Source organism: Gordonia asplenii (assembly GCF_012933505.1).
Classification (GTDB): Bacteria; Actinomycetota; Actinomycetes; order Mycobacteriales; family Mycobacteriaceae; genus Gordonia; species Gordonia asplenii.
Map to the genome: position 1 here is coordinate 1 of NZ_JABBNB010000038.1, position 22785 is coordinate 22785.

General features: G+C 65.7%; 25 protein-coding genes. 7 read left to right on the forward strand and 18 right to left on the reverse strand.

What is annotated here, in order from left to right; translation table 11 throughout:
* Positions 1-152 precede the first annotated feature (152 nt).
* The 3 genes from HH308_RS25540 to HH308_RS25550 all read right to left on the reverse strand — a co-directional run bounded on the left by HH308_RS25540 (position 153) and on the right by HH308_RS25550 (position 2718).
* Positions 153-1349, reverse strand: a complete 1197-nt coding sequence (locus HH308_RS25540) for an RtcB family protein (RefSeq protein WP_170197096.1) — start codon at positions 1347-1349, stop codon at positions 153-155.
* 72 nt (positions 1350-1421) lie between these two features.
* Positions 1422-1694 (reverse strand): DUF2277 domain-containing protein, encoded by a 273-nt coding sequence (locus HH308_RS25545; RefSeq protein WP_170197097.1) that lies wholly within the window; start codon positions 1692-1694, stop codon positions 1422-1424.
* Between the two features lie 55 nt (positions 1695-1749).
* Complete coding sequence (locus tag HH308_RS25550; protein WP_170197098.1) at positions 1750-2718, reverse strand: NADPH:quinone oxidoreductase family protein; 969 nt, start codon at positions 2716-2718, stop codon at positions 1750-1752.
* A 65-nt stretch (positions 2719-2783) separates the two neighbouring features.
* On the opposite strand from HH308_RS25550, the gene HH308_RS25555 reads away from it, so the two are divergent.
* Complete coding sequence (locus tag HH308_RS25555) at positions 2784-3434, forward strand: class I SAM-dependent methyltransferase (protein WP_170197099.1); 651 nt, start codon at positions 2784-2786, stop codon at positions 3432-3434.
* 3 nt (positions 3435-3437) lie between these two features.
* Here the strand turns inward: HH308_RS25555 and HH308_RS25560 are convergent, their stop codons facing one another.
* The 6 genes from HH308_RS25560 to HH308_RS25585 form a co-directional block, all read right to left on the reverse strand.
* Positions 3438-3938: a hypothetical protein gene (locus HH308_RS25560; RefSeq protein WP_170197100.1), complete on the reverse strand. Its 501-nt coding sequence runs from the start codon at positions 3936-3938 to the stop codon at positions 3438-3440.
* Between the two features lie 89 nt (positions 3939-4027).
* Positions 4028-4879: an LLM class F420-dependent oxidoreductase gene (locus HH308_RS25565; RefSeq protein WP_170197101.1), complete on the reverse strand. Its 852-nt coding sequence runs from the start codon at positions 4877-4879 to the stop codon at positions 4028-4030.
* A 47-nt stretch (positions 4880-4926) separates the two neighbouring features.
* Complete coding sequence (locus HH308_RS25570) at positions 4927-5961, reverse strand: prenyltransferase (protein ID WP_170197102.1); 1035 nt, start codon at positions 5959-5961, stop codon at positions 4927-4929.
* 5 nt (positions 5962-5966) lie between these two features.
* The gene (locus tag HH308_RS25575; protein WP_170197103.1) at positions 5967-6680 is read right to left on the reverse strand and encodes a class I SAM-dependent methyltransferase; all 714 of its coding nucleotides are present in this window, start codon (positions 6678-6680) and stop codon (positions 5967-5969) included.
* A complete protein-coding gene (locus HH308_RS25580; protein ID WP_170197161.1) occupies positions 6667-7923 on the reverse strand; it encodes a glycosyltransferase family 4 protein in 1257 nt (418 codons plus the stop codon). Before HH308_RS25580 ends, HH308_RS25575 begins: the two co-directional genes overlap by 14 nt.
* Positions 7924-7948: 25 nt before the next feature.
* Positions 7949-9625, reverse strand: a complete 1677-nt coding sequence (locus HH308_RS25585) for an FAD-dependent oxidoreductase (RefSeq protein WP_170197104.1) — start codon at positions 9623-9625, stop codon at positions 7949-7951.
* A 101-nt stretch (positions 9626-9726) separates the two neighbouring features.
* Here HH308_RS25585 and HH308_RS25590 point away from each other — a divergent pair, with 101 nt between their 5' ends.
* A complete protein-coding gene (locus HH308_RS25590) occupies positions 9727-10542 on the forward strand; it encodes an acyl-[acyl-carrier-protein] thioesterase (protein ID WP_170197105.1) in 816 nt (271 codons plus the stop codon).
* Here the strand turns inward: HH308_RS25590 and HH308_RS25595 are convergent.
* The 3 genes from HH308_RS25595 to HH308_RS25605 form a co-directional block, all read right to left on the reverse strand.
* Complete coding sequence (locus HH308_RS25595; RefSeq protein ID WP_170197106.1) at positions 10539-10844, reverse strand: GlsB/YeaQ/YmgE family stress response membrane protein; 306 nt, start codon at positions 10842-10844, stop codon at positions 10539-10541. The two genes, HH308_RS25590 and HH308_RS25595, sit on opposite strands and share 4 nt — an antisense overlap.
* 124 nt (positions 10845-10968) lie before the next feature.
* Positions 10969-11523 carry a DUF3558 domain-containing protein gene (locus HH308_RS25600; protein WP_170197162.1) on the reverse strand — a complete coding sequence of 185 codons (555 nt, stop codon included), beginning with the start codon at positions 11521-11523 and terminating at the stop codon, positions 10969-10971.
* Positions 11524-11525: 2 nt separating this feature from the next.
* On the reverse strand, positions 11526-12404 hold the full coding sequence (locus HH308_RS25605) for an Hsp15 family ribosome-associated heat shock protein (protein WP_170197107.1): 879 nt from the start codon (positions 12402-12404) through the stop codon (positions 11526-11528).
* Positions 12405-12860: 456 nt separating this feature from the next.
* Between HH308_RS25605 and HH308_RS25610 the strand changes: the two genes are divergently transcribed.
* Together HH308_RS25610 and HH308_RS25615 are read left to right on the forward strand one after the other, a co-directional pair.
* A complete protein-coding gene (locus tag HH308_RS25610; protein ID WP_170197108.1) occupies positions 12861-13355 on the forward strand; it encodes a MarR family winged helix-turn-helix transcriptional regulator in 495 nt (164 codons plus the stop codon).
* Between the two features lie 10 nt (positions 13356-13365).
* Entirely contained in the window at positions 13366-14220 is an 855-nt protein-coding gene (locus tag HH308_RS25615; protein ID WP_170197109.1) for an AlbA family DNA-binding domain-containing protein, read from the forward strand.
* Here HH308_RS25615 and HH308_RS25620 read toward each other — a convergent pair.
* A complete protein-coding gene (locus tag HH308_RS25620; RefSeq protein ID WP_170197110.1) occupies positions 14186-14767 on the reverse strand; it encodes a TetR/AcrR family transcriptional regulator in 582 nt (193 codons plus the stop codon). The genes HH308_RS25615 and HH308_RS25620 overlap by 35 nt on opposite strands.
* A 172-nt stretch (positions 14768-14939) precedes the next feature.
* Between HH308_RS25620 and HH308_RS25625 the strand changes: the two genes are divergently transcribed.
* On the forward strand, positions 14940-16370 hold the full coding sequence (locus HH308_RS25625) for an MFS transporter (RefSeq protein WP_170197111.1): 1431 nt from the start codon (positions 14940-14942) through the stop codon (positions 16368-16370).
* Positions 16371-16389: 19 nt separating this feature from the next.
* Here HH308_RS25625 and HH308_RS25630 read toward each other — a convergent pair whose 3' ends face one another.
* Entirely contained in the window at positions 16390-16950 is a 561-nt protein-coding gene (locus HH308_RS25630; RefSeq protein ID WP_170197112.1) for a GNAT family N-acetyltransferase, read from the reverse strand.
* Between the two features lie 98 nt (positions 16951-17048).
* Here HH308_RS25630 and HH308_RS25635 point away from each other — a divergent pair, with 98 nt between their 5' ends.
* Positions 17049-17489 carry a hypothetical protein gene (locus HH308_RS25635; RefSeq protein WP_170197113.1) on the forward strand — a complete coding sequence of 147 codons (441 nt, stop codon included), beginning with the start codon at positions 17049-17051 and terminating at the stop codon, positions 17487-17489.
* Between the two features lie 48 nt (positions 17490-17537).
* Here HH308_RS25635 and mmsB read toward each other — a convergent pair whose 3' ends face one another.
* The 3 genes from mmsB to HH308_RS25650 are packed head-to-tail and all read right to left on the reverse strand — an operon-like array spanning position 17538 to position 21170.
* Complete coding sequence (mmsB, locus tag HH308_RS25640; protein WP_170197114.1) at positions 17538-18407, reverse strand: 3-hydroxyisobutyrate dehydrogenase; 870 nt, start codon at positions 18405-18407, stop codon at positions 17538-17540.
* 26 nt (positions 18408-18433) lie between these two features.
* Complete coding sequence (locus HH308_RS25645; RefSeq protein WP_170197115.1) at positions 18434-19609, reverse strand: acyl-CoA dehydrogenase family protein; 1176 nt, start codon at positions 19607-19609, stop codon at positions 18434-18436.
* A gap of 28 nt (positions 19610-19637) precedes the next feature.
* On the reverse strand, positions 19638-21170 hold the full coding sequence (locus HH308_RS25650) for a CoA-acylating methylmalonate-semialdehyde dehydrogenase (RefSeq protein WP_170197116.1): 1533 nt from the start codon (positions 21168-21170) through the stop codon (positions 19638-19640).
* Between the two features lie 202 nt (positions 21171-21372).
* Here HH308_RS25650 and HH308_RS25655 point away from each other — a divergent pair, with 202 nt between their 5' ends.
* A complete protein-coding gene (locus HH308_RS25655; protein ID WP_170197117.1) occupies positions 21373-21825 on the forward strand; it encodes a flavodoxin domain-containing protein in 453 nt (150 codons plus the stop codon).
* 18 nt (positions 21826-21843) lie between these two features.
* Here HH308_RS25655 and HH308_RS25660 read toward each other — a convergent pair whose 3' ends face one another.
* Entirely contained in the window at positions 21844-22731 is an 888-nt protein-coding gene (locus tag HH308_RS25660) for a DMT family transporter (RefSeq protein WP_170197118.1), read from the reverse strand.
* Positions 22732-22785 lie beyond the last annotated feature (54 nt).

Consider the following 22785-nt stretch of genomic DNA (forward strand, 5'->3'; position numbering starts at 1 on the left):
AGGGGGTTGCGGCACGAGCGACGACGACAGCACTCGGGCAGCAGAGGGGTGCGACACGAGCTACGACCACGGCACTCGGGGAGCAGCGCGTTGCGACACGAGCGACGACCACGGCACTCAGGGAGCAGACGGTTGCGACACGCCTGGATGCGCTACCCCTTCACGCAGACAATCTGCCGGAGGAATGCCACGACCTCGACGAGATTCGCCTGTGCCGCAACGACTTCGTTGATGTCCTTGTACGCTCCGGGGATCTCGTCGAGCACTCCGCGGTCCTTGCGGGACTCGACGCCCTCAGTCTGCGCGACGAGGTCGTCGACTGTGAAGGTCCGCTTCGCCTTGCCGCGCGACATCTTTCGGCCCGCACCGTGTGACGCACTCGCGAACGAATCAACCGAACCCAGCCCTCGGACCACGTACGACCCGGTGCCCATCGACCCGGGGATCAGCCCGAGATCGCCTGCCCCGGCACGGATTGCGCCCTTACGGGTGATGTACATCTTCTCACCGTCGACCTCCTCTTCCGCCACGTAGTTGTGGTGGCAGGAAATCTGCTCGCCGAAAGTTACGCCCGCTGTGGGGAACTCGTCGACGACGGCCTGCTTGACGAGGTCGAGCATGACCGCGCGGTTCTTGGCGGCGTAGTTCTGCGCCCACGTGAGGTCGCGCCGGTAGGCATCCATTTCGGGAGTGCCCGCAAGGAACACCGACAGTTCGGCGTCGGGCAGTTCGACGTTGTGCGTCAACGTCTTCGCGACTCCGATGTGCCGTTCGGCGATCTCCTTGCCGATGTTCCGCGAGCCCGAATGCAGCATGAGCCATACGCGCTCGTTCTCGTCGAGACAGACTTCGATGAAGTGGTTGCCGCCACCGAGCGTGCCCATCTGACGTCCCGCCCGTGAGCGGCGACCGTGAACCGCAGGGTCGAGGTCGTCGAAGGAATCCCACAACTCGTTCATGTGCCACTTGGTGCGGGTCGACATCTTGTGTCGACCGACCACGTCGTCGTGCATGTTGAAGCCGACGGGTACATACGATTCGATCCGGGTCCGCAACGCGTGCAAGTTGTCGGGCAGATCGTTCGCGGTGAGCGATGTCTGCACGCCCTCCATGCCGCAGCCGATGTCGACGCCGACCGCCGAGGGCGACACGGCATTGCGCATCGCGATCACCGACCCGACGGTCGCGCCTTTGCCGAAGTGGACGTCGGGCATGACGCGCAGCCCGTGAATCCAGGGCAGCTTCGAGATGTTACGGAGCTGCTGCAGAGCCTGCGGTTCGATCTCGTACTCGTTCGCCCACATCAATGTGTTCGGTGCGCCCGAGAGCTGCACCGGGAAGCCGTTCATCGTCTTTCCTATCCTTTGACCAATTTGCTGCTCGAAGGACGGTACGTGGTAGCGGATCGTCGAACAATCGAATTATCCCTGCCGCGCTGCGATACGCGCCTGCACCTCCGGTCGGCGAAGCGGTGGCACCGTCTTCGGTGGCTGGCGTCGTTGTGGCAACTCCCCCAACAACTCTCGGGTCGTGGCGGTCACCTCGGCGACAGCCTTCTCGAACGCTGCCTCGACGGCGGCCGACGGGTAGCGGATCCCGCTGACCTTGCGGACGTACTGCCGCGCGGCGGCCTCGACCTCGTCTTCGGTGGCCGGCGGTTCCAGACCACGCAATTCAGTGATGTTGCGACACATGGCAAACCTCTCCTCGATATGTATGTGTGAATACAGACCGCCGACCGTCGGCTGACTAATCGGCGATATGGACGACGGCCTTACCCAGGACCCGCCCCTCGGCGAGGTCGGTGAGTGCGGTGGGCAGATCTTCCAACGCATAGGTCACATTCACCGGAGGCCGCATCCCGGCGTCGATCATCTCCACCAGTTCGTCATGCAGCAGAGCCGGCACCTGCGGATGAGTACGCACGTACTCGCCCCACGCTGCACCGGTCACCGCGATATTGCGAAACAGCACGCGATTGAGCTTGACGGTCGGGATCCCTCCGGCCGCAAAGCCGACCACCACGTAGCGACCGTCGGGCGCGACCTGACGCAGTGCCTCGTCGAACACCTCGCCGCCGACCGGGTCGATCATCACGTCGACGCCCTCCGGCGCGAATTCTTTGAGCCGCGCGGCCCACCCGTCGGCCAGCTGGACTACTTCGTCGGCGCCCGCGGCACGCAGCATGTCCTCGGCACCGGTCCGGTGCACCATCGCAATAACCTTGGCGCCCATGGCCTTTGCCACCTGGATCGACGCGATGCCCACGCCGCCCGCCGACCCGAGCACCCCGACGATCTCGCCCGGCGCCGTCTGCGCCCTCATCTTCAACGCGAACAACGCGGTCTGAAAGTTGATCCCCATCGCCGACGCCTCCTCGAACGTGATGGCATCGGGAATCGGCAGCAACTGCATCGGATGCGCGACGACCTGCTCGGCGAAACCACCGATCATCGACGCCACCATCACGCGGTCACCCGACTTGATCGACGACCCGTCGGGCGCAGTCCGTACGACGCCGGCGACCTCCGTTCCGGGTGTGAACGGCAGCGGCGGACGGAGTTGATACTTGCCCTGCGTCATCAGGAGATCGGGGAAACAGATACCGCACGACTTGATGTCGACGAGTACTTGGTCGGGGCCCGGCGTCGGGTCGTCGACGTCGACGAGCGCCAGTCCGCCGGGACCGGTTTCTTCGGAGAGCAGTTGAGCCTTCATGGGTTCTGACCCTACGCCTCAGACTCTACGGCGAAGTAGAACGCGTTACAGGTAGCATCGAGCGCATGTCTGCCACAGTCTCCGCACTGACGCCCGAGCGGCTCGCCGCCGCCGACGCCGCCCCCGGCTTCATGCCGGTCGACGAGGCGACGGCGCTCTACGACGTCGCCCGCGAGTACCTCACCACGCCGGACTCGGTGGGCGTCGGCGTGGAAATCGGTACGTACTGCGGCAAGTCGACGGTTTTTCTCGGATCGGCGGCCATCGAATCGGGCTCGCTGATCGTGACGGTCGACCACCATCGCGGCTCCGAGGAACACCAGCCCGGATGGGAGTACCACGACACGTCGCTGGTCGATCCGCATGCGGGCACCCTCGACACGTCGGCGCGGTTCCGGCGAACGATCTTCGACGCCGACCTCGAAGGCACCGTCCTCGGATTGCTCGCCCGGTCGGTCGACGCCGCACGGGTCTGGGGCCGGGCCGTCGACTTCGTGTTCATCGACGGCGGCCACAGTATGAAAGCCGCACAGGCCGACTACGACGGCTGGGCACGATGGGTTCGCCCCGGCGGCGCACTGTTGATCCATGACGTGTTCCCCGACCCCGCCGACGGCGGCCGACCCCCATACGAAATCTACTGCCAGGCTTTGGATTCCGGAAAATTCAGCGAGGTCGGCGCGCACGGGTCACTGCGAGTGCTGCAGCGCGCGTAGGCGTCAGCGGTTGTCGCGCTTGGCCTGTCGCTTGGCGCCCTGCGCGATCGACGACGCCTCGTACTTCTTGCGACCTGACGACTGACGTGTCTTGTCAACGCGCGCTTTGCCTTTCGAGGCGACCTTGCCGTCTCCATCAGCGGCCAGTCGCGGCGCGGGACTGTCCTTCTTCGCCGCGGCGAGACGCTCGGCTTTGAGCTCTTTCGCGCTCTGGTGTGCGACGACGCCGAGCTGGTAGCTGACCCTGCTCAGCGCTTCCTCGAACAGTTCCGCACGTTCGGCGCGACGGACGTTGACCTTCTTCGCGAGACCTCGTCCGCCCTTCTTGCTCACCTTCTGCGCGCCTGCGCGGCGATACTGCTGAACCGCCTTGTTGCGGGCGCGGCGGGTGCGCCGATGCAACTTCAGCAGCTTGCCTTCGGAAAGGTCGGTGAGACGATCCGTCTCAGTCGCCAGAATCAACTTGTACTCGTTTTCCGACAGACTGTTCTTGATCTTCGACATGAAAGTCCTCTCCCCATCCCATCCCCGCGATGGTCATGGACATTTCAGCGTATGCCGGAAACCGAGGCGCCAACGGTACTTTGCCGGGTTCAATCCGAGCCCAGGCCGAGTTGTCCCGCGCGCTTGGCGAGGTAGGCACGAGCGGTGTCGACGTCGTTGTCGGGGACGCCGTAGAGAACCGTCGTAACGCCGAGGTCGCTCCACTTCGCGAGCCGTTCCTCGTCGGGGCGGGTGTCGAGGACGACGATCTGCGGGGTGCCCGCGCGGCCTGCATCGGCCCACGCCTTGTTCAGCAGGGTCACCGAACCTTCGATGTCGGATTCGCCGGGCGTGGTGATCCAGCCGTCGGCGCTGCGGGCGATCCACTTGAAGTTCTTCTCGTTGCCGCCGGCGCCGACGAGCACTGGAATCTGCGTCTGCGTCGACTTGGGCCAGGTCCAGCTCGGCCCGAACTTGACGAACTCGCCGTCGAACTCGGCCTCCTCCTGAGTCCACAGCGCGCGCATCGCTTCGAGGTATTCGCGCAGCATCGTCCGACGACGCCCGGCGGGAACATGGTGGTCGGAGAGCTCGTCGAGGTTCCATCCGAATCCGACGCCGAGGGTGAGTCGACCGTCGGAGAGATGGTCGAGGGTGGCCAGCGTCTTCGCGAGGGTCAGCGGATCGGACTGCACCGGCAGGGCGACCGCGGTGGCGAGCCGGATCTTCGACGTCACCGCGGCGGCGGCGGCGAGCGAGGTCCACGGGTCCAGGGTGCGCATGTAGCGGTCGTCGGGCAGCGACGAATCCCCCGTTCCGGGGTGGGCCGCTTCCCGCTTGGTCGGGATGTGACTGTGCTCGGGCACGTAATACGCCGCGAAGCCGGCCTGCTCGATCAGCGGCGCGAGCACATGCGGCTTCAACCCCCGATCGCTGGTGAACTGAACGATTCCGAATTCCATCGCGAAAGCCTTTCAGACAGTTGACTGGACACCAGTCTAGTTGGTGTTCAGCGGTTTGAGTACGTCACTTCGCGTTGCCGCACGTCACGGAAGATTCCGTTGCCCGACGACGTCCGGCTCAGCGCGTCCGCCGCCAGCACGACGGCGGCCGACGTCCAGCAACTCTTCTCGACCGGCCACCGTTTGCCGTCGGAGAACACCAGACCCGTCCAGTACGAGCCGTCCGGGTCGCGTAGATGCTGAATCGACGCCAGCAGTTCGGTGGCGCGCTCGACGTCGCCGAGGGCGTCGAGCGCTAGCACCAATTCGCTCGTCTCGGCACCGGTGACCCAGGGGCGATGGCTCACGCAGCGAATCCCCTTGCCCGCCACCACGAATTCCGACCAGCGCTCGGCGATGCGGTGCGTCCCGACGTCGCCGCGCAGCGCTCCGCCGAGGACCGGGTAGTACCAATCCATCGAGTGCTGCGACGGCGGCTCGAACACGTCGATCCGGCGCGCGAACGCCTCGCCCAGCACAGCGTGCGCCCGCGTCCACCGATCCGGTTGGTGCCCAAGGGTTTCCGCTATCGACACCGCGCAATCCAGCGCGTGAAAGATGCTCGCGTTGCCGGTCAGCTGCGCTTCGTCGAACATCGTGCGAGTCGAATGGTCCTGCGCCCAGCGGAATGCGCCGTCGGGCCGCTGGAATGTGCACACCAGATCGATGGCGCGATCCACCGTCGGCCACATCGCTGAGAGGAACGCGTCGTCGCCGGTGACCAAATAGTGATGCCACACTCCCACAGCGATATACGCGCAGAAGTTGCTGTCGGTATTGGCGTCCACGACGACGTCGCCGCGGAACTCGATGGGCCACGATCCGTCCGGCCGCTGCGTCCGCCTCGACCAACCGTAGGCCGCTTCAGCCTCGTCGGCGAAACCCGTGACCGACAGCGCCATCGCCGACTCGATGTGATCCCACGGGTCGGTCTTGCCGCCCGGAAACCATGGCAGCGCACCGGAATCGGTCTGCATCCGGGCGATCGCGGCCCCCGTGGCGGCCACCTGCTCGGCAGAGACGACGCCGGGCACCGCGGGCATCGAGGTCACCTCGGCTTACGCAGGTACAGGGCGACGGATTTGCCGATCACCGGATTGAGCAGTCGCTCGCCGCGGACCGTCAGCCACGGCTTGCTCATCATGTCCCACACCAACATCTGGTGGTAGCCCTTGACCAGGACGTTGTCGTTGTTATCCACGCCCACAGCACATTTCAGCCACCAATACGGGGAGTGCAGGGCGTGCGCATGGTCGGTGCCGGTGACTTCCAGCCCGGCATCACGCAGCTTGCCGGCCAGCTCCGACGCCTTGTAGATCCGGACGTGCCCGCCCTCCACCTCATGGTAGGCGTCCGAGAGCGCCCAGCACACCTTCTCCGGCCAGTAACGCGGAACCGTCACCGCCGCAAGGCCGCCCGGCTTGAGAACGCGCACCATCTCGGCGATCGCCGCCTCGTCGGACGGGATGTGCTCGAGGATCTCCGACATGAGCACCACGTCGAAGGAATCGTCGGCGTACGGAAGCCGCAGTGCGTCACCGACTTCCGCGCGCGCCTTCGCCGACGCCGGGACCTGCCCCTCGGCCATCATCGCGTCGAACATCCCGCCGACGTCGGACATATCCGATTCGGACATGTCGAAGGCGATCACATCCGCTCCACGACGGAACATCTCATAGGAGTGACGCCCCTGACCCGCGCCGATGTCGATGGCCTTGGTCCCCGGACCGACGGACAGTCGGTCGAAATCAACTGTGAGCAATGGTGTTTCCTTTGTCGAGCACGGATCGGTAATGCGCCGCGGTCCTCGCCGCCACCGCGGCCCAGCTGTAGTTCTGCTCCACCCTGCGCCGTCCGCCCGCGCCGAGGCGTGCACGCAGGGCGGCATCGCCGAGCAGTCTGTTGATCGCGGCGGCGAGCGCCCCCGAATCCTGCGGCGGCACAAGGATCGCGGCTTCCTCGTCGTCGCCGACGACCTCCGGGATCGCACCAGCACGTGTGGCGACCAGCGGCGTCGCGCAGCTCATCGCCTCCACGGCGGGAAGTGAGAATCCTTCGTACAGCGATGGGACGCATGCGATTTCGGCGGTGGAGAGCAATCGGGCCAGTTCGTCGTCGTCGATGCCGGATACGACGGTCACCTTGTCGGCGATGGACAGTTCGTCGATTCGCTTGGCGGACGGGCCTTCTGGATCGAGCTTGGACACCAGCACCAGTTCGACGGGGCGTTCAGCCCCGACCTTGGCGATCGATTCGAGAAGATACCCGACGCCCTTGAGCGGCGCGTCGGCGCTGGCGATGCACACGACGCGCCCGGGAACACGCTCCGGCGACGGCCGGAAGACCTCCGTGTCGACGCCGAGTGGGATGGTGGTCAGGGCGCCGTCGGGAATGTCGAACGCCTTGCGGATGTCCACTTCGCTGCTGCGCGACACGGTCAGCAACTCGGGAATCCGCCGCGACACGATGCCCTGCATCCGCAGGAAGGAATGCCAGCGCCACGCGGTGACCTTCGCGAACCCCTTGGCCGCCCGTACCGCGAGGGTTCGGTCGCGGGTGATCGGGTGATGGATCGTGGCGATCAGCGGGAATCCGTACCTCTTGATCTGCAGCAGCCCGTACCCGAGGCACTGATTGTCGTGCACGACGTCGAAGTCGGCTCGGCGCTCCTTGAGCAGTCGTGCGACGCGGAGGCTGAAGGTCAGCGGCTCACCGAATCCGGCCGTCCACATCGCGCCGACCTCGATGAAGTCGATCCAGTCGCGGAACTCGGATAGCCGTGGGGTACGGAACGGATCGGCGTCGTTGTAGAGGTCGAGGCTGGGCACCTCGGTGAGCGTGACCCCGGCGTCGAGCGCCGATTGATCGAGCTCCGGGTAGGGCTGCCCGGAGAAGACCTCGACGCTGTGCCCGAGCAGCGCCAGTTCGCGCGACAGATGTCGCACGTAGACGCCCTGCCCCCCGCAATGCGGTTTGCTGCGGTACGAGAGCAGCGCAATCCGCAGTTTCTTGTCGTCGTGCATGGGTCGATCAGCCCTCCGCCGTAGCAGCGGTCTTCTCGAACTCCTCGACGGTGACGATCTTCAGCAGGCGACGGCCCGCGGATTTTCCTGCCGACTTCTCGACGGCGTCGATGGCCTTCCAGCCCGCGAGGGTGATGCGGTTGGCGCCGCGGCCGGTGACGAGGTCGGCGACGTCGGCGCGCGAGATCGCCGGGTCGGTGAGCGTGCCCGCGATGAAGTCCGCGAGCACCGCGGCCGCGGTCTCCTCGCCGCACAGCCGATTGCGGCCGATGCCGCCGGTGGGACCGCGCTTGATCCAACCGGTCACATACAGGCCGGGTACCACGTCGCCGCCTGCTTCGGCGGTCACCCGGCCGCCGTCGTTCGGCACGATGCCGCGGACGGCGTCGAACGGCAAGTCCCCGACCGGCGTGCCGCGGTAACCGATGGAGCGCAGGACGAGTCCGGTCGGCAGGTCGAAGGTCTCGCCGGTAGCGGTGACCGCGACGCGGTCGGCGTCGTCGACGAAGGCGTTGCGAACGCAGACGACCTTCTCGGTCCTGCCGCCCCCTTCGATCGACACCGGAGAAGTCAAGTAGCGGAACACGATTCGCTTGTTGCCCGGCGTGCTCGACCGCCCGGCGAACTCGCGCGCCAGCCGCACCTTGGTGGCGATAGTCGAGTCGAGGCTGCCGTCGGCTTCGGCTGCGGCCGACGCCGGATCGAGGGTGAGTTCGTCGGGATCGATGATCACGTCGACGCCGCGGACGTCGCCGAGCGCGAGGAACTCGCTGTTGGTGTAGGCACCCTGCGCCACCCCGCGTCGGCCGAGCAGGACCACCTCGCGAATATTCGACTCGCGCAGTTTCGCGAGGGCGTGGTCGGCGATCTCGGTCTTGGCCAGTGCGGCCGGGTCGGACACCAGGATGCGGGCTACGTCGAGTGCGACGTTGCCGTTGCCGACGACCACGGCGCGCTCGCCCGAAAGGTCGACGTCGAAGTGCGCGTAGTCGGGATGGCCGTTGTACCAGGCGACGAACTCGGTCGCGGAGATCGAGCCGGGCAGGTCTTCACCGGCGATGCCCAGGCGCTTGTCGGTCGCCGCGCCCACCGCGTACACCACCGCGTGGTATCGCTCGGCGAGTTCGTCGTGGGTCACGTGTTTGCCGACCTCGACGTTGAGGAAGTAGGCGAAGTTGCGCTTGTTGGCCGTCGACGCGTAGGTCCGCTCGACACCCTTGGTGGCGGCGTGGTCGGGTGCGACGCCGGCACGCACGAGGCCGTACGGCGTGGGCAGCCGATCGAACATGTCGACCTTGACCGACTGCTTGGCGACGAGGTGCTGGGCGGCGTAGAAGGCTGCCGGACCGGCGCCGACGATGGCGACGTGGAGTTCTTTGTCGGGCAGCGGCGGTGACTTGCGCGGCGGGACCAATCCGCCCTCGACGTCGTGATCCTTGTAGTAGTCGGCGTTGATCTGCAGGTAGGGTTCGTCTTTCTCTTCGAGCTGGTCGTCGGGGTAGATCGCTTCGACGGGGCACTCGTCGATGCAGGCACCACAGTCGATGCAGGTCTCCGGGTCGATGTAGAGCATCTCGGCCGTCATGAAGTCGGGTTCATCGGGCGTGGGGTGAATGCAGTTCACCGGACAAACGCTGACACAACTACCATCGTTGCAGCAGGGTCGCGTGATTACGTGCGCCATCTGGCCTCTACCTCGCAGTTCGCCTTGTAGAACGTGTTCTACTTCGCTGTCAAATGTACCTTAGCCGCTAAGCCCACCATCGCCAAGAGTGAGGACGCTCCGTGAGCCCAACCGACCTGCCGGTCACGTTCGAACCGCTGAGCGATCGCAAGGAAGGCGCGCGATTCTTCGAAGCAGGTTATCGCGTCCGCACCGACGACGTAGACCAGGCGATGCGGGTACGCCTCGACGCCGTCGCACGATTTCTGCAGGACGCCGCCAATGACAACCTCGACGCGACCCCGTTCGTCGAGACCGACCCCTATTGGATCGTGCGCCGGACCATCATCGACGTGATCGAACCGATCTCCTGGCCGGGCGAGGTGTCCGTCGAGCGGTGGTGCGGCGCGCTGTCGACGCGGTGGACCAACATGCGGGTGCGGGTGACGTCGAAACACGAGACCAACCGCTTCAACCCCGGCTCACGCCCGGACGGGCTGATCGAGACCGAGGGTTTCTGGATCAACGTCAACGAGCAGGGGATGCCGTCACGGATCACCGACCACGCGCTGGAACTGCTCGGGGAGACGGCGCTGGAGACCCGGCTGCGCTGGAAGTCGATGAACCAGGACACCGCCCCCGACGACGTCGTGCTCCCCGATCGCCCCCACGTCCTGCGCGTCACCGACTTCGACCCGTTCCGGCACCTCAACAACGCCGCCTACCTGGAGGCGGTCGAAGACGAACTCGCCGACCATCCCGACCTGGTCGAGCGGCCCCACCGTCTGGTCATCGAATATCTGCGGCCGATCGTGCCGGGTACCGAGCTGACTCTTCGACGCCGCCGGACCGCCGACAAGCTCGAAGTGTGGATTCAGATGGGCTCGGCGAAGACAGTCGCCGCGACGGTTTCGGTGGCGTTGCTGCCAGAGCGCTAAACACGCCTTCTCTGCACCATTCCGACGATCCACAGCAGGATCACCGCGCCCAATACCGCGGTGAACAAGGTGAACCACCATCCCCCGGATGCGGTGTCGAGGAAGAAGCTCAGCAGAAAGCCACCCAACAGGGCGCCGATGACGCCGATCACGATGTTCATCAGAATTCCCGAACCGCTGCCCTTGACGATCTTGCCTGCGATCCATCCCGCGAGTGCGCCGATGATGATGTATCCGATCCAGCCGACGCTGGTGGTTGCCGTCGAACGGGCGAGAACCTCTTGTGCGGCAATGACGTCCATGACTTCTTCTCCTCAAAGCAGTTGGTTCGCTGTGCTTTCGACCCTAGCCCGATTCGAGGCGTTGGTCGGGGATCGAAGTCAAACGTTTACCTTGTTTCACCCCTAGGGGTGAAAGGCCTGCGATTCAGGCGTCGCCCTTCAACACCAACGACATCAGGTTGATGGCAGCCGTACACGGATCGCCTGCCCCGACACGCGGTTCGACCCACCACGTGTACACCCCGCGGCTCGGCGCATTGGAGGTGACGCCGCACATCGTCGGACGCTTGGGATCGCGAGCGGTGAACGCGGTGTACACGTTCTTGATCTTGATGGTCTCGGTGGTGTAGCCCATCCGCTTGACCGTGCGTTGCTCGACGGCCATCGAGCCCCACTCGAACCAATTGAAGGTCACGGCGGTCGTGATGCTGCCCGACACGGTCCACCGACAGATCGCCCCGTTGAAGTTTCGTGTCGCGAAGGTACCGCCTACGGCCTTCGCCACCTGCGCGGGAGTGAGGATTTCACATTCGAGGAGCAGCTTGTCGAACTGATCGGTGCTCACCGCTCCCGGCTCGTCGGCATTGCCGCCCACCGGATGCGCGGTGCCGTCGACGGTGCATCCGGCGATCGCGAGGACGACCGCGACGAGTACCGCCAGCAGTCCGGTCGTCGAGCGGCGGACCGGACGTCGAACCATGCTCATGAGGCCCTCTCAATCGACATGCGCGCCAGATTCTTCGCCGCGGTGCAGAGACTTTGGGTCGACTCCGCGGTCGACGTGGTGAGGCTGCCCGCACTGATCGACCACTCGAAGAAGTCCGCGCCGAAACCGATGCCGATCTCACAGATGCCGGTGTCGTAGGCGATGAACCCCTGATGACCGTTGATGTCGATGTTCTTGGTGGACTCGCGGGAGAGCTGCTCGGTGGCGCGCTCGCGGGAGATCGGCGAGCCGCGGTACCAGTTGAACGACGCGACCGCCCCGAGGCGCAGGTCGTCGCTGGCCCACTCGCACACCGACGGATTGTCGACGGTGGCCGAGACACCGCTGAAGCCGGTCTCCCGCTTCACTTCGTCGATGGTCACGCCGCCGCATTCGCCGAAGAACGGTCCCGACCCGGCGGGAGCCAGCGCGGTAGGCGGCGTGGTGGGGTTGTCGTCGGTGTTGCTACCGCACCCGGCGATCAACAACGCGACGACGATCAGCAGCAGGGTCGGCAATCCCCCGAGGAATTTCTCGAGGTCACGACGTTCCCGCTTGGTGGGCCGTCCCGCGCCGCGATCACGGCGCGGTTGGCTGGCGATGACTTCGCGTGACGGCGGAGGCGGCGACTTGTCGATGTAGGCCTCGGCGGCCAACGGTGCCGATACTCGTTTGGTGATCGGCTTGGTCACTTCGACGATTCGGACGATTCCGTTCAACCGCACCTCGACGGTATCGCCGACACTGACCGACTGCGCCGGTTTGGCGGTGACCCCGTTGACCCGGACGTGTCCCGCCCGGCACGCGGCGCCGCCTGCGGAGCGGGTCTTGGTGAGTCGAATCGCCCAGATCCAACTGTCGACGCGTGTCCCCATGTAAGTACGCCTACGACTGCGCGGCCGGTATGCGGCGCGCAACTGTCGTGCGGTTGGCGGGATCGGCCCCCATCGAAACTCCTTAGCTGCCGGTGCGATCGGCATGCACCTGATCGGTACTGCCGGCCCTGCCCACACTGTAGCGAAGTACAGCGACACTGCTCCCGCGACTGAAGCTGAGCGACATTCGGCGCCGCATCCCGGGTGGGTGGATGTGGCGCCGAATGTTGTTGTGGCGGTTAGTCATTGACTACCACCGGTCAGAATGTCCGAAATGCCGTGCCGTACTCGCCTTTGGTGAAAAACAACTTGAAGCTGAAATCAGTTAAGCACATCGGATCGACACTGCGAGATCCGAATCGCAAAAGTTTTCTATGTATTTTCTCGGGTCGTTTGTCCAAGTCAACCGCCCTTTCGTTACCTCGGCGAACGGCCCGCACCGGATAGGGTAAGCCCATGACCGAGCGCCTCGACCCCATCGCACTCGCCCGTGAGAACTGGACCGAGGCGGGCTGGTCCGACGTCGCCGACGGAATGGTGGCGGTGACGTCGGTGATGCGCGCCCATCAGATCTTGCTGGCCCGCGTGGAGACGTCGCTGCGGCCCTACGACCTGAGTTTCTCCCGCTACGAACTTCTGCGGCTGCTCGCGTTCTCCCGCACCGGGTCGATGCCGATAACGAAGGCCAGCGATCGACTGCAGGTGCACGTCACCTCGGTGACCCATGCGATCCGTCGGCTGGAGGCCAACGGACTGGTACGTCGCGCGCCGCACCCGACCGACGGCCGCACCACCCTCGTCGAGATCACCGACATCGGCCGCTCGACCGTCGAAGACGCCACCACCACGTTGAATCGCGACGTCTTCTCCGACGTCGGGATGGACGACGCCGAGATCTCCGGACTCGTCACCGCGATCCACTCGCTGCGCCACCACAACGGAGATTTCTGACGTGGACGACATGCGCGAACCGCTCTGGCTGATCGCTGTCGCGTTGCTGCTCATCTTGGCCGTCGCCCTGATGTTCAGCGCGATCGCCCGATGGCTGCTGCGGGGCCGGGCACGGCTGCAGATGTCCACATCGATCGTCTTGTCGATCTTCGGCTCGTCATTGGGGCTGCTGCTCGCGAACGCGATCAAACCCGTTGCGCACCTTCGTGATCCATTGTCGATCCTGTCGTGTCTGGTCTTGTCGGTCGCGGTCATCGCGGCCTACGGGGGCGTCGTCGCACATTTTCAGCGGCCACAACTCGAACTCCTGTCCGATCTCATCGCGGCCGGCGAGTCAGACCGGGTGGAGTTCAAGTCGACGGCGCGTGTCAACCTTCGATCCGGCGACAAGGATCCGCGGATGGAGCAGGTGATCGTCAAGACGGTCGCCGCATTCCTCAACGCAGACGGTGGAACGCTGCTCATCGGCGTCGACGACGACGGCTCACCGCTGGGCCTCGACGCCGACTACGCGACGCTGAAAGTACCCGACGCCGACCGCTTCGAGCTGTGGCTGCGCGACCTGTTGACGACGAGTCTCGGCCAGACGACGGCGGCCGAAGTGTCGATCGGGGTGGAACCGATCGGCGTCGACGACGGGCAGCGGCCGGTGTGTCGAGTGCGAGTCTCGGCGTCTCCGCGGCCGGTGTACCTGTCGCCCGGAAAGAACGCCCCGCGCGAATTCTGGGTCCGCTCGGGCAACTCGACACGTCAGCTGCATGTGGACTCCGCCGCCGAGTACGTGATGCATCGGTGGCCATTGCGGGTCGGATCGTCGGTGGCGGCTCAGTTCAAGGCCGCGGTTCGCTTCTCAGCGGAACGGTAGGCGCGACGATCCCGGTGATCACGATGTCGATCATGCCCGACGCCCGCGCGGTGTCGAAGCCCACGTTGTCTGCGACGGAGGCGACGCCGCTGATCAACCGCATCACTTCTCGGTCATCGACACCCGACCGCAGCTCGCCCCGATCAGCAAGTCCCCCAAGAACTTTCGCGTTCGCTGCGACCAGCACCTGACACTTGCGGTAGATCGGCGACGACTCGTCGTCCATCGCCGACATCAGCTTCGCCGCCGCGCCGCGATAGATGCCGACATTGTCGACGAAGCGACCGAACCAGTCGCGGAGAACTTCGGGAGCGGGCCGCGGGTCGACCGACGCGGCGTCGGCGTCGGCCTCGATCCGCAGACTCCAGTCCTTCATCACGGCGTCGATCAGGTCGTCGCGAGTGGGGAAATGCCGGTACAGCGTGCCCGGCCCGACGCCTGCGCGTTTGGCGACGTCGTCGAGCGACGCCTGCGATCCGGCTTCCCGGAACACCGCGCGCGCAGCCTCGATCAGCTTCTCCCGGTTGCGTCGAGCGTCGGCACGCATGGGTTTCTCCGTCGACGTCTGCTTTGTCTGCGACGGCGTCGAACCCACGACAACACCAACCCTCTTGCTAACCGGAGACATTCTCCGTATCGTTAATAACCGGAGGAACTCTCCGATTACATAATCGGAGACTCACTCCACATCAGACTACCTCGTCCGGAAAAGGATGCACATGTCATTTCGCATACCATCCGAACGGCGCCGCGCGGTGGGCCTGGCCATCGTCCTCGTCGCTCAACTCATGCTCGTTCTCGACACCACCGTGGTGAATGTGGCGCTGCCGCATATCCAGGAAGATCTGCACTTCTCCCCCGCCACCCTGTCGTGGGTGCTCAACGCCTACACGCTCGCCTTCGGCGGCCTGCTGCTGCTCGGCGGACGCCTCGGCGACGTGCTCGGCCGACGCCGAGTCTTCACCATCGGCCTGGCCGTGTTCACCGGATCGTCGCTGGCCGGAGCCTTCGCGACCGACGCGACCTTCCTCGTCGTCGCACGTGCTCTGCAGGGGGTCGGGGCGGCTCTCGCGGCGCCGAGCGTACTGGCGCTGCTCACGACGTCGGCGCCCGACGATCGCGCCCGCAACCGCGCCTTGGCGCTGTTCACCGCGGTGTCGTCGGCCGGCGCGTCGATCGGACTGATCGCCGGAGGTCTGCTCACCGACCTCGGATCCTGGCGTCTGACCCTGTTGATCAACGTGCCGATCGGCCTCGCTGTGCTGGCGTTCACATCGCGCTTCCTCGACGAGACTCCCCGGCGGACTGGACGATTCGACGTGGTCGGAGCCGTCACGGCGACTGCCGCGGCAGTCAGCGCCGTCTACGCGCTGGTCACCGCACCCGAACACGGCTGGGCGTCGGCGACGACGATCGGCCTGCTCATCGCGTCGGCCGTACTGCTGGCGGTCTTCGTCGCGACCGAGACCCGAGTCGCCCATCCACTGCTCCGGTTGAGCCTGCTCAAAGTACCCTCCCGCGCGGCCTCGCTCACCCTGATCGCCATGATGGTCGGCTCACAGTTCTCGATGTTCTTCCTGTTGATCCTCTTCGTCGAGCGCGTGCTCGACTTCGGTCCGCTGGCCGCGGGCGTGGCGTTCCTGCCACTGTCGTTGTCGATCTTCGCGAGCTCACGCGTCAGCGCCGCCCTGGTCGGACGGTTCGGCCCCTGGCCGCTGCTCGTCGTCGGAACGGCGGGCATGATGGCGTCGTTCCTGTGGATCAGCGGCATCGACGAATCGACGTCATATGTGACCGGGCTGCTCGGCCCGATGATTCTCAACGGACTGTCGGCCGGGATCGCCTTCATGCCGACCACCGTCATCACGCTCAGCAATGTCGAGCCGGAGCACGCGGGTTCGGCGTCGGGACTGATGCAGACCATGCAGCAACTCGGTGGCGCGGTGGGCCTCGCGATCATCGTGTCGGTGTACTCGTCGCACGCGGTGCCCGGGCAGGTGGTTCCCGGTCTGGCACAAGGGTTCGCGACGTCGGCGATCATGTGCGGAATCGCCGTGCTGATCGCGATCTCGGGCGCGGTGGCGTTCGGGGCGCGACGTCGGGTAGTGCGAGTTGCCGCGGTGACAGAGTCGGAGTCGGTGAACGCCTGAGCGCGGACGGGCTCTGGCGCTACTGCGCCGCGCGGAACATCGGCCATACCTGCGGACCGTTCGGCAATTGGATCACTCCGGTGACCTCGAAGCCGAAGCGTTCGTAGAGTGGGATGTTCTCCCGCTTGGAGCTCTCCAGGTAGGCAGGACCGTCGAGGGTGTCGAGGCGATGATGCAGCAGACCGGTCCCGATGCCGCGGCCCCGTTCGATGGAGCCGATCGTCGACAGGTACCAGTGCGGTTGCCTCGGCCGATGCGCGCCGAACGCCTCTTCGATGATCACTCCCCGACGGACCCGGGTGCGAAAAAGGCGCAGTGCCATCGGAATCGCCCGCCAACTCTGCTCCGCCTTGAAGCCCGGCGGATCCCAGTAGGCGGCGCCCACCGGGCGCTCGGCGTCGAGCATCAGATCGGTGGAGTCGGGCGCGCCGTGGGCGGTGCGATCGAGGAACCGGAACATCGCGACGTCGCGGGCGGGATCGGAGATGAGCCACCGCATCACCGGGTCGTCGGCGAATGCCGTTGCGAGAACGCGGTAGGACGCCTCGCGATTGGTGTCGTCGACGGGCACGATCTGCATCTTGCTCCCCTATCTGAATGCGGCCAGTTCGAGGGTAGCCGCAGGCGAGGTTCGGCAAGCGCCTGCGATGCCGGGACGGCCGGGGATACGGTGTGCGAATGCACGCCTCGTCAACACTGCGCGCACTCAGCTGCGTCGGGCTCGCCGCGGCTGCGGCGTCGGCGGTGGCGCACGTCGTCGGGGCCGGGCACCTCGGAGTGCTGGGTGCGGCGGTGTCGGTGGCGATGGCCGCGAGTTGCCTCGGCTGCACCGGGCACCTGGTCCGTCGACCGGCCGCCACCGGCGCGTGGCTGACCATGGCGGTGATGGCCGCCGGGATGATCGCGATCCACATGATGGTGATGGGCACCGGGCACATGAGCGGCCACGTGCACGCGGCCGGAGTGACGATCGTGCCCGGCGAGATGTCGGGGCTGATGCAGGTGATGCTGGTCGCCAGCGGCGCGGAGCTGCTGATCGCCGTCGTCGGACTATGGGCGGCGACGTCGGAGACGAATGCGCGCACCAGGCTACAGCTGGAACGGCCGGCACGACGATAATCGTCGCGCCGGCCCGTCTGTCCGTAGGTTATTCCTAGTGTGTGTCTCCTAGCGCAACGTCTGGATGATGGCGCTGAAGTCCAGATCGGAGTGCTGCTCGGCGAAGCGCGCGTACAACTGCGCGGCATGGGACCCGAGGGGGGCATTCGACGACGTGCTGCGGACGGCGTCCATCGCCAACCCGAGGTCCTTGTTCATCAGCGCGGTGGCGAAGCCGGGCTTGAAGTCGTTGTTGGCCGGCGACGCCGGGACCGGACCGGGGACGGGACAATTGGTGTGCACCGACCAGCAGTTGCCGGTCGCACCGGTGATCACGTCGAACAGCGCCTGATCGGCCAGGCCGAGCTTCTCCGCCAACACGAACGCCTCGCCGATGGCGATCTGCTGCACGGCCAGCACCATGTTGTTGCAGACCTTCGCGGCCTGGCCGGCACCCGGGCTGCCGCAGTGAATCACCTTGCCCGCCATGGGTTCCAGCGTCGACTGCGCCGACGCGAAGGCTTCGTCGGTGCCGCCGACCATGAAGGCCAGCGTGCCGGCGACCGCCCCCTTCACACCGCCCGACACCGGGGCGTCGAGCTGCGCGAGTCCGTGGTCGGCGGCGAGCCGGTTCACCTCCCGCGCGTCGTCGACGGAGATGGTCGAACTGTCGATCAGCAGAGCGCCGGTCTGCGCGACCGGCAGGATCTCCGCATAACACTGCTTCACCAGCGCGCCGTTGGGCAGCATGGTGATGATCACCTCGGCACCCGCGACCGCCTCGATGCCCGCGGGAAAGACGTTGACGCCGTTGGCCTTCGCCTCTTCGACGGCAGCGGGAACCGGATCGAAGCCGTGCACGGTGTGGCCCGCCTTCACCAGGTTGGCCGCCATCGGGCCGCCCATGTGCCCCAGGCCGAGAAATGCGATTGTCGTCATCGAGAAGACTCCTTCATCGAAAGTGATCAGATCTTGTAACGCGAAGCGATGGCCCGGCCGTGCACCACGCGCATGATTTCGTTGGTGCCTTCCAGGATGCGGTTCACTCGCAGATCGCGCTGGATTTTCTCCACACCGTACTCACGCAGGTACCCGTAACCGCCGTGCAATTGAATGGACTGGTCGGCGATGGAAAAGCAGGTGTCGGTGACATAACGCTTGGCCATCGCACACTTCTCGACCTTGTCGGGGGCGTCGGCGTCGAGCGCTTGCGCGGCATCCCACAGCAGCAGGCGCGAGGTGTGCAGCCCGGTTGCCATGTCCGCCAACGTGAACCGGATGGTCGGCTCGTCGATCAGGGTGGCGCCGAACGCCTCTCGCTGTGCGACATAGGTGGCCGCGGAGTCGAACGCCGACTGTCCGCCGCCGAGCGAGCAGGCGGCGATGTTGATGCGGCCGCCGTTGAGACCGTTCATCGCGATGCCGAAACCGATGCCCTCCCGCGCGCCGAGGAGCGCGCTCGACGGCACTCGCACGGCGTCGAAGACCACCTGCGCGGTGGGCTGCGCATGCCAGCCCATCTTCTTCTCCTGCGCGCCGAAACTTAGTCCGGGAGTGCCCTTTTCGACGAGGAACGTCGAAATGCCTTTCGGGCCCGGACCTCCCGTGCGCGCCATGACGACATACAGATCCGACGATCCCGCACCGGAGATGAACTGTTTGATGCCGGTGAGCACGTAGTCGTCGCCGTCGCGGACCGCCTTGGTGGACAGGTTCGCGGCGTCGGAGCCGACGCCCGGCTCGGTGAGGCAGTAGCTGGCGACCGTCTCCATCGACGCGAGCCGGGAAATCCATTGGGCACGTTGCTCATCGGTGCCATAGGTGTCGACCATCCAGGTACACATGTTGTGGATGGACAAGAACGCCGCTGTCGTCGGGTCGGCGTAGGCCAGCTGCTCGAAGATCCGGACGCCGTCGATGCGACGCAGCCCCGATCCGCCGAATTTCTCTTCGCAATAGATTGCGCCCATACCCAATTCGGCTGCGGCCCGGAGCTCGTCGACCGGGAAATGACCGGCCTGATCCCACTCGGCAGCATGCGGCGCAAGGTGTTTGGCGGCGAACGCCGCGGCGGTCTCGACGATGACCCGATCGGTCTCGTCGAGGCCCGCCAACGACGCAGCCGGAACAGTCCGTGTCATGTTCGCCTGTCGTCCTCGGTGAGATGTGTCAGTGGGTGGGCATGATGAACGACGCACCCGGCTGATCACCGTGGCGCGGCCAGCGCGTCGTGATGGTCTTGACCTTGGTGTAGAACTGGATCGACGCCGGGCCGTGTTGATTGAGATCGCCGAAGCCCGAACGCTTCCAGCCGCCGAAGGTGTGATAGGCCACCGGAACCGGGATCGGCACGTTGACGCCGATCATGCCGACCTGCACGCGTGTGGTGAAGTCGCGGGCGGTGTCACCGTCGGCGGTGAAGATCGCGACGCCGTTGCCGTACTGATGATCGGTGGCCAGCGCCAGCGCCTCTTCGTAGTCGCCGGCGCGGACGATCGACAGGACCGGGCCGAAGATCTCGTCGGTGTAGATGGTCATGTCCTTGGTGACATGGTCGAAGAGCGTGGGGCCGAGGAAGAATCCCTTCTCCAGGCTCGCGTCGCCGTAGGTCAGCTCGTTGGCGGCCCGGTCGCGGCCGTCGACGACCAGCTCGGCGCCCTCGTCGACGCCCTTGCCGATGTAGCCCTTGACGCGGTCGAGTGCGGCCGCGGTGACCAGCGGCCCGTAGTCGGACTTGGGGTCCAGGCTGTGTCCGACGCGCAGCGCCTCGACCTTGTCGATCAGCTTGGCGCGCAACCGGTTTGCGGTCTCCTCGCCGACCGGCACCGCGACGCTGATCGCCATGCAGCGCTCACCCGCGCTGCCGTAACCGGCACCGATCAGCGCATCGACGGCCTGGTCGAGGTCGGCGTCGGGCATGATGATCATGTGGTTCTTGGCGCCGCCGAAGCACTGCGCCCGCTTGCCGTTGCGCGCGGCGTTCTCGTAGATGTACTGCGCGATGTCGGAACTGCCGACGAACCCGATGGCGTGGACGTCGTCGTTGTTCAGCAGTGCGTCGACCGACACCTTGTCACCGTGGACCACCTGCAGCACACCCGCGGGCAGACCGGCCTGAACGAAGAGCTCGGCGAGGCGCACCGGGACGGACGGATCACGCTCGGACGGCTTGAGGATGAAGGCGTTGCCGCAAGCGAGGGCGGGACCGATCTTCCACAGCGGAATCATCGCCGGGAAGTTGAACGGAGTGATGCCCGCGACGACGCCGAGCGGCTGGCGGATGGAGTGGACGTCGATGCCGCTGCCCGCGCCCTCGGTGAACTCACCCTTGAGCAGGTGCGGGATGCCGATGGCGAATTCGATGACGTCGAGGCCGCGCTGGATGTCGCCCTTGGCGTCCTCGAAGGTCTTGCCGTGCTCCAGCGAGAGCTTCTCGGCCAGCTCGTCGGTGTTCTCCTGGACCAGCTGGACGAACTTCATCAGTACGCGGGCCCGACGCTGCGGATTCCAGGCGGCCCATTCACGCTGCGCGACCTGCGCCGACGCGACGGCAGCATCGACTTCGGCTGCGGTGGCGAGCGGTACCACCGCCTGCACCTCACCGGTGCTGGGGTTGAAGACGTCGGCGGTCCGCGAGTCGGCGGGAGCATCGACCCGGCGGCCGTCGAGGAAGTGCGGAATTCGGGGAACTGCGGTAGTCACGGCGAGGTCATCCTTTACATGGACACGGCTGCGAGGGGGACTATCCAATTGTAGGACTTCCTAGTAATTACTTGCAACCCCTAGTTTCTTGCCACGGTTCCGGCAGACCTCACAGCCGCAGGATTGGTCTTCGACGCCGACCAGACCGTAAAATAGCCACCGAACTAAGGTCACCCTTAGCGCGTCACCCCGAAAGGAAACCATGTCCACCGTCATCCTCTACGGCACTGAGACCGGCACCGGCGAGCTCGTCGCCGACGCGATTTCCGATGTGCTGGCCGCCGAACACGACCCGTCGATCTACGACATGACGGAGTTCGCGGTGGAGGATCTCAACACCGACGACTTCCTCGTGGTGATCTGCTCGACCTACGGCGAGGGCGAATTGCCCACCGGTGCAGAGCCTTTCGCCGACGAACTCGACGAGGTTCAGCCAGATCTGAGCGGCCTGCGATTCGCGGTCTTCGGCCTGGGTGACACCGTCTACGGCGACACCTTCAACCGCGGTGGCGAGATCATGGCCGAGAAGCTCACCGCCCTCGGCGCGGTTCAGGTCGGCGAGCACGGTCGTCACGACCTGTCGTCGAAGGTCAAGCCGCAGGCTCAGGCGAAAGAGTGGGCGCAGGCCCTCACCGACGTCATCGCCGAAGGCTGACCGGCACGTCGAACCCGCTCACGACCCAGGGTCGGGGGCGGGTTCTTTGCTGTCGGCGTCGTCGCTGTCTGGGGCCGGGTCGGCCTTGAGGGTTTGCCCGCGCACCGCGGAATGCTTGGCCAACTCGACCACCGAGCGCGCCAGGATGGCCAGAATGATGCCGAGAAACAGCGCCGTCTTGGTGCTCACTTTCACGTTCTCCCCCAGCAGCACGATACCGAGGATCATCGACACCACCGGCTCCATCACCACCATCGCCGGGAACGACGTCTGCAGGTCGCCCGCGCCGAACCCCCGTTGCTGGGCGCCGATGGCCCCGACGATGACGATCACCAACAGGTAGACCTCGGGGTGGCGGAACATCCCGATCGGAAAGTGGACCGCCTGATAGATGACGGTCTTGATGAGCAGCGCCGACACCCCGAACAGCACACCGGCGGTCAACCCGTAGAACAGGGCCCGATAGTGCGGGCTGGACCGTTCGGCGATCAGCACGAATGCGATCACCACCCCGATCACCGACACGACCGTCACCGCGATGAGGGTGAGGTCGGGGCGTCGCAATGACGACGTCGGCCGGGCGACCAGCAGGAAGGTGACGACGCACGCCACCAGGACGCCGCCCCACGCCCACTCCCCGAGTTTGGGATGGCGATGATCGGCCCACGCCTCGAACGGGAGCGAGAACAGCACCGCCAGCACGACCAGCGGCTGGACCAGCAGAATCGTCCCCAACCCCAGAGCCGCGGCCTGCAGCGTAAAGCCCGCGATCGCGATGATGGCCCCCACCCACCAACCCCGCGTGATGGCACCCGACGACGCCGAGGCACGCTGCCGAAGGACCGTGCCGCCCGCGATGAGCAGCGCAGCGCTCACCGCGAGAACGGCCGGAACCCAGGTTTCCACGTCGACAACGTTAACGGCCGACGCTGGGTGCTACGCAATCGAACCGGACTAATT

Bases quoted from the DNA above. Each gene is read 5' to 3' on its own strand.
- mmsB (WP_170197114.1), bottom strand. From the start codon at position 18,407: ATGACGACAATCGCATTTCTCGGCCTGGGGCACATGGGCGGCCCGATG.
- HH308_RS25630 (WP_170197112.1), bottom strand. From the start codon at position 16,950: ATGCAGATCGTGCCCGTCGACGACACCAATCGCGAGGCGTCCTACCGC.
- HH308_RS25645 (WP_170197115.1), bottom strand. From the start codon at position 19,609: ATGACACGGACTGTTCCGGCTGCGTCGTTGGCGGGCCTCGACGAGACC.
- HH308_RS25605 (WP_170197107.1), bottom strand. From the start codon at position 12,404: ATGGGGACACGCGTCGACAGTTGGATCTGGGCGATTCGACTCACCAAG.
- HH308_RS25585 (WP_170197104.1), bottom strand. From the start codon at position 9,625: ATGGCGCACGTAATCACGCGACCCTGCTGCAACGATGGTAGTTGTGTC.
- HH308_RS25555 (WP_170197099.1), top strand. From the start codon at position 2,784: ATGTCTGCCACAGTCTCCGCACTGACGCCCGAGCGGCTCGCCGCCGCC.
- HH308_RS25565 (WP_170197101.1), bottom strand. From the start codon at position 4,879: ATGGAATTCGGAATCGTTCAGTTCACCAGCGATCGGGGGTTGAAGCCG.
- HH308_RS25655 (WP_170197117.1), top strand. From the start codon at position 21,373: ATGTCCACCGTCATCCTCTACGGCACTGAGACCGGCACCGGCGAGCTC.
- HH308_RS25635 (WP_170197113.1), top strand. From the start codon at position 17,049: ATGCACGCCTCGTCAACACTGCGCGCACTCAGCTGCGTCGGGCTCGCC.
- HH308_RS25540 (WP_170197096.1), bottom strand. From the start codon at position 1,349: ATGAACGGCTTCCCGGTGCAGCTCTCGGGCGCACCGAACACATTGATG.
- HH308_RS25625 (WP_170197111.1), top strand. From the start codon at position 14,940: ATGTCATTTCGCATACCATCCGAACGGCGCCGCGCGGTGGGCCTGGCC.
- HH308_RS25550 (WP_170197098.1), bottom strand. From the start codon at position 2,718: ATGAAGGCTCAACTGCTCTCCGAAGAAACCGGTCCCGGCGGACTGGCG.
- HH308_RS25595 (WP_170197106.1), bottom strand. From the start codon at position 10,844: ATGGACGTCATTGCCGCACAAGAGGTTCTCGCCCGTTCGACGGCAACC.
- HH308_RS25560 (WP_170197100.1), bottom strand. From the start codon at position 3,938: ATGTCGAAGATCAAGAACAGTCTGTCGGAAAACGAGTACAAGTTGATT.
- HH308_RS25570 (WP_170197102.1), bottom strand. From the start codon at position 5,961: ATGCCCGCGGTGCCCGGCGTCGTCTCTGCCGAGCAGGTGGCCGCCACG.
- HH308_RS25620 (WP_170197110.1), bottom strand. From the start codon at position 14,767: ATGCGTGCCGACGCTCGACGCAACCGGGAGAAGCTGATCGAGGCTGCG.
- HH308_RS25600 (WP_170197162.1), bottom strand. From the start codon at position 11,523: ATGGTTCGACGTCCGGTCCGCCGCTCGACGACCGGACTGCTGGCGGTA.
- HH308_RS25610 (WP_170197108.1), top strand. From the start codon at position 12,861: ATGACCGAGCGCCTCGACCCCATCGCACTCGCCCGTGAGAACTGGACC.
- HH308_RS25615 (WP_170197109.1), top strand. From the start codon at position 13,366: ATGCGCGAACCGCTCTGGCTGATCGCTGTCGCGTTGCTGCTCATCTTG.
- HH308_RS25545 (WP_170197097.1), bottom strand. From the start codon at position 1,694: ATGTGTCGCAACATCACTGAATTGCGTGGTCTGGAACCGCCGGCCACC.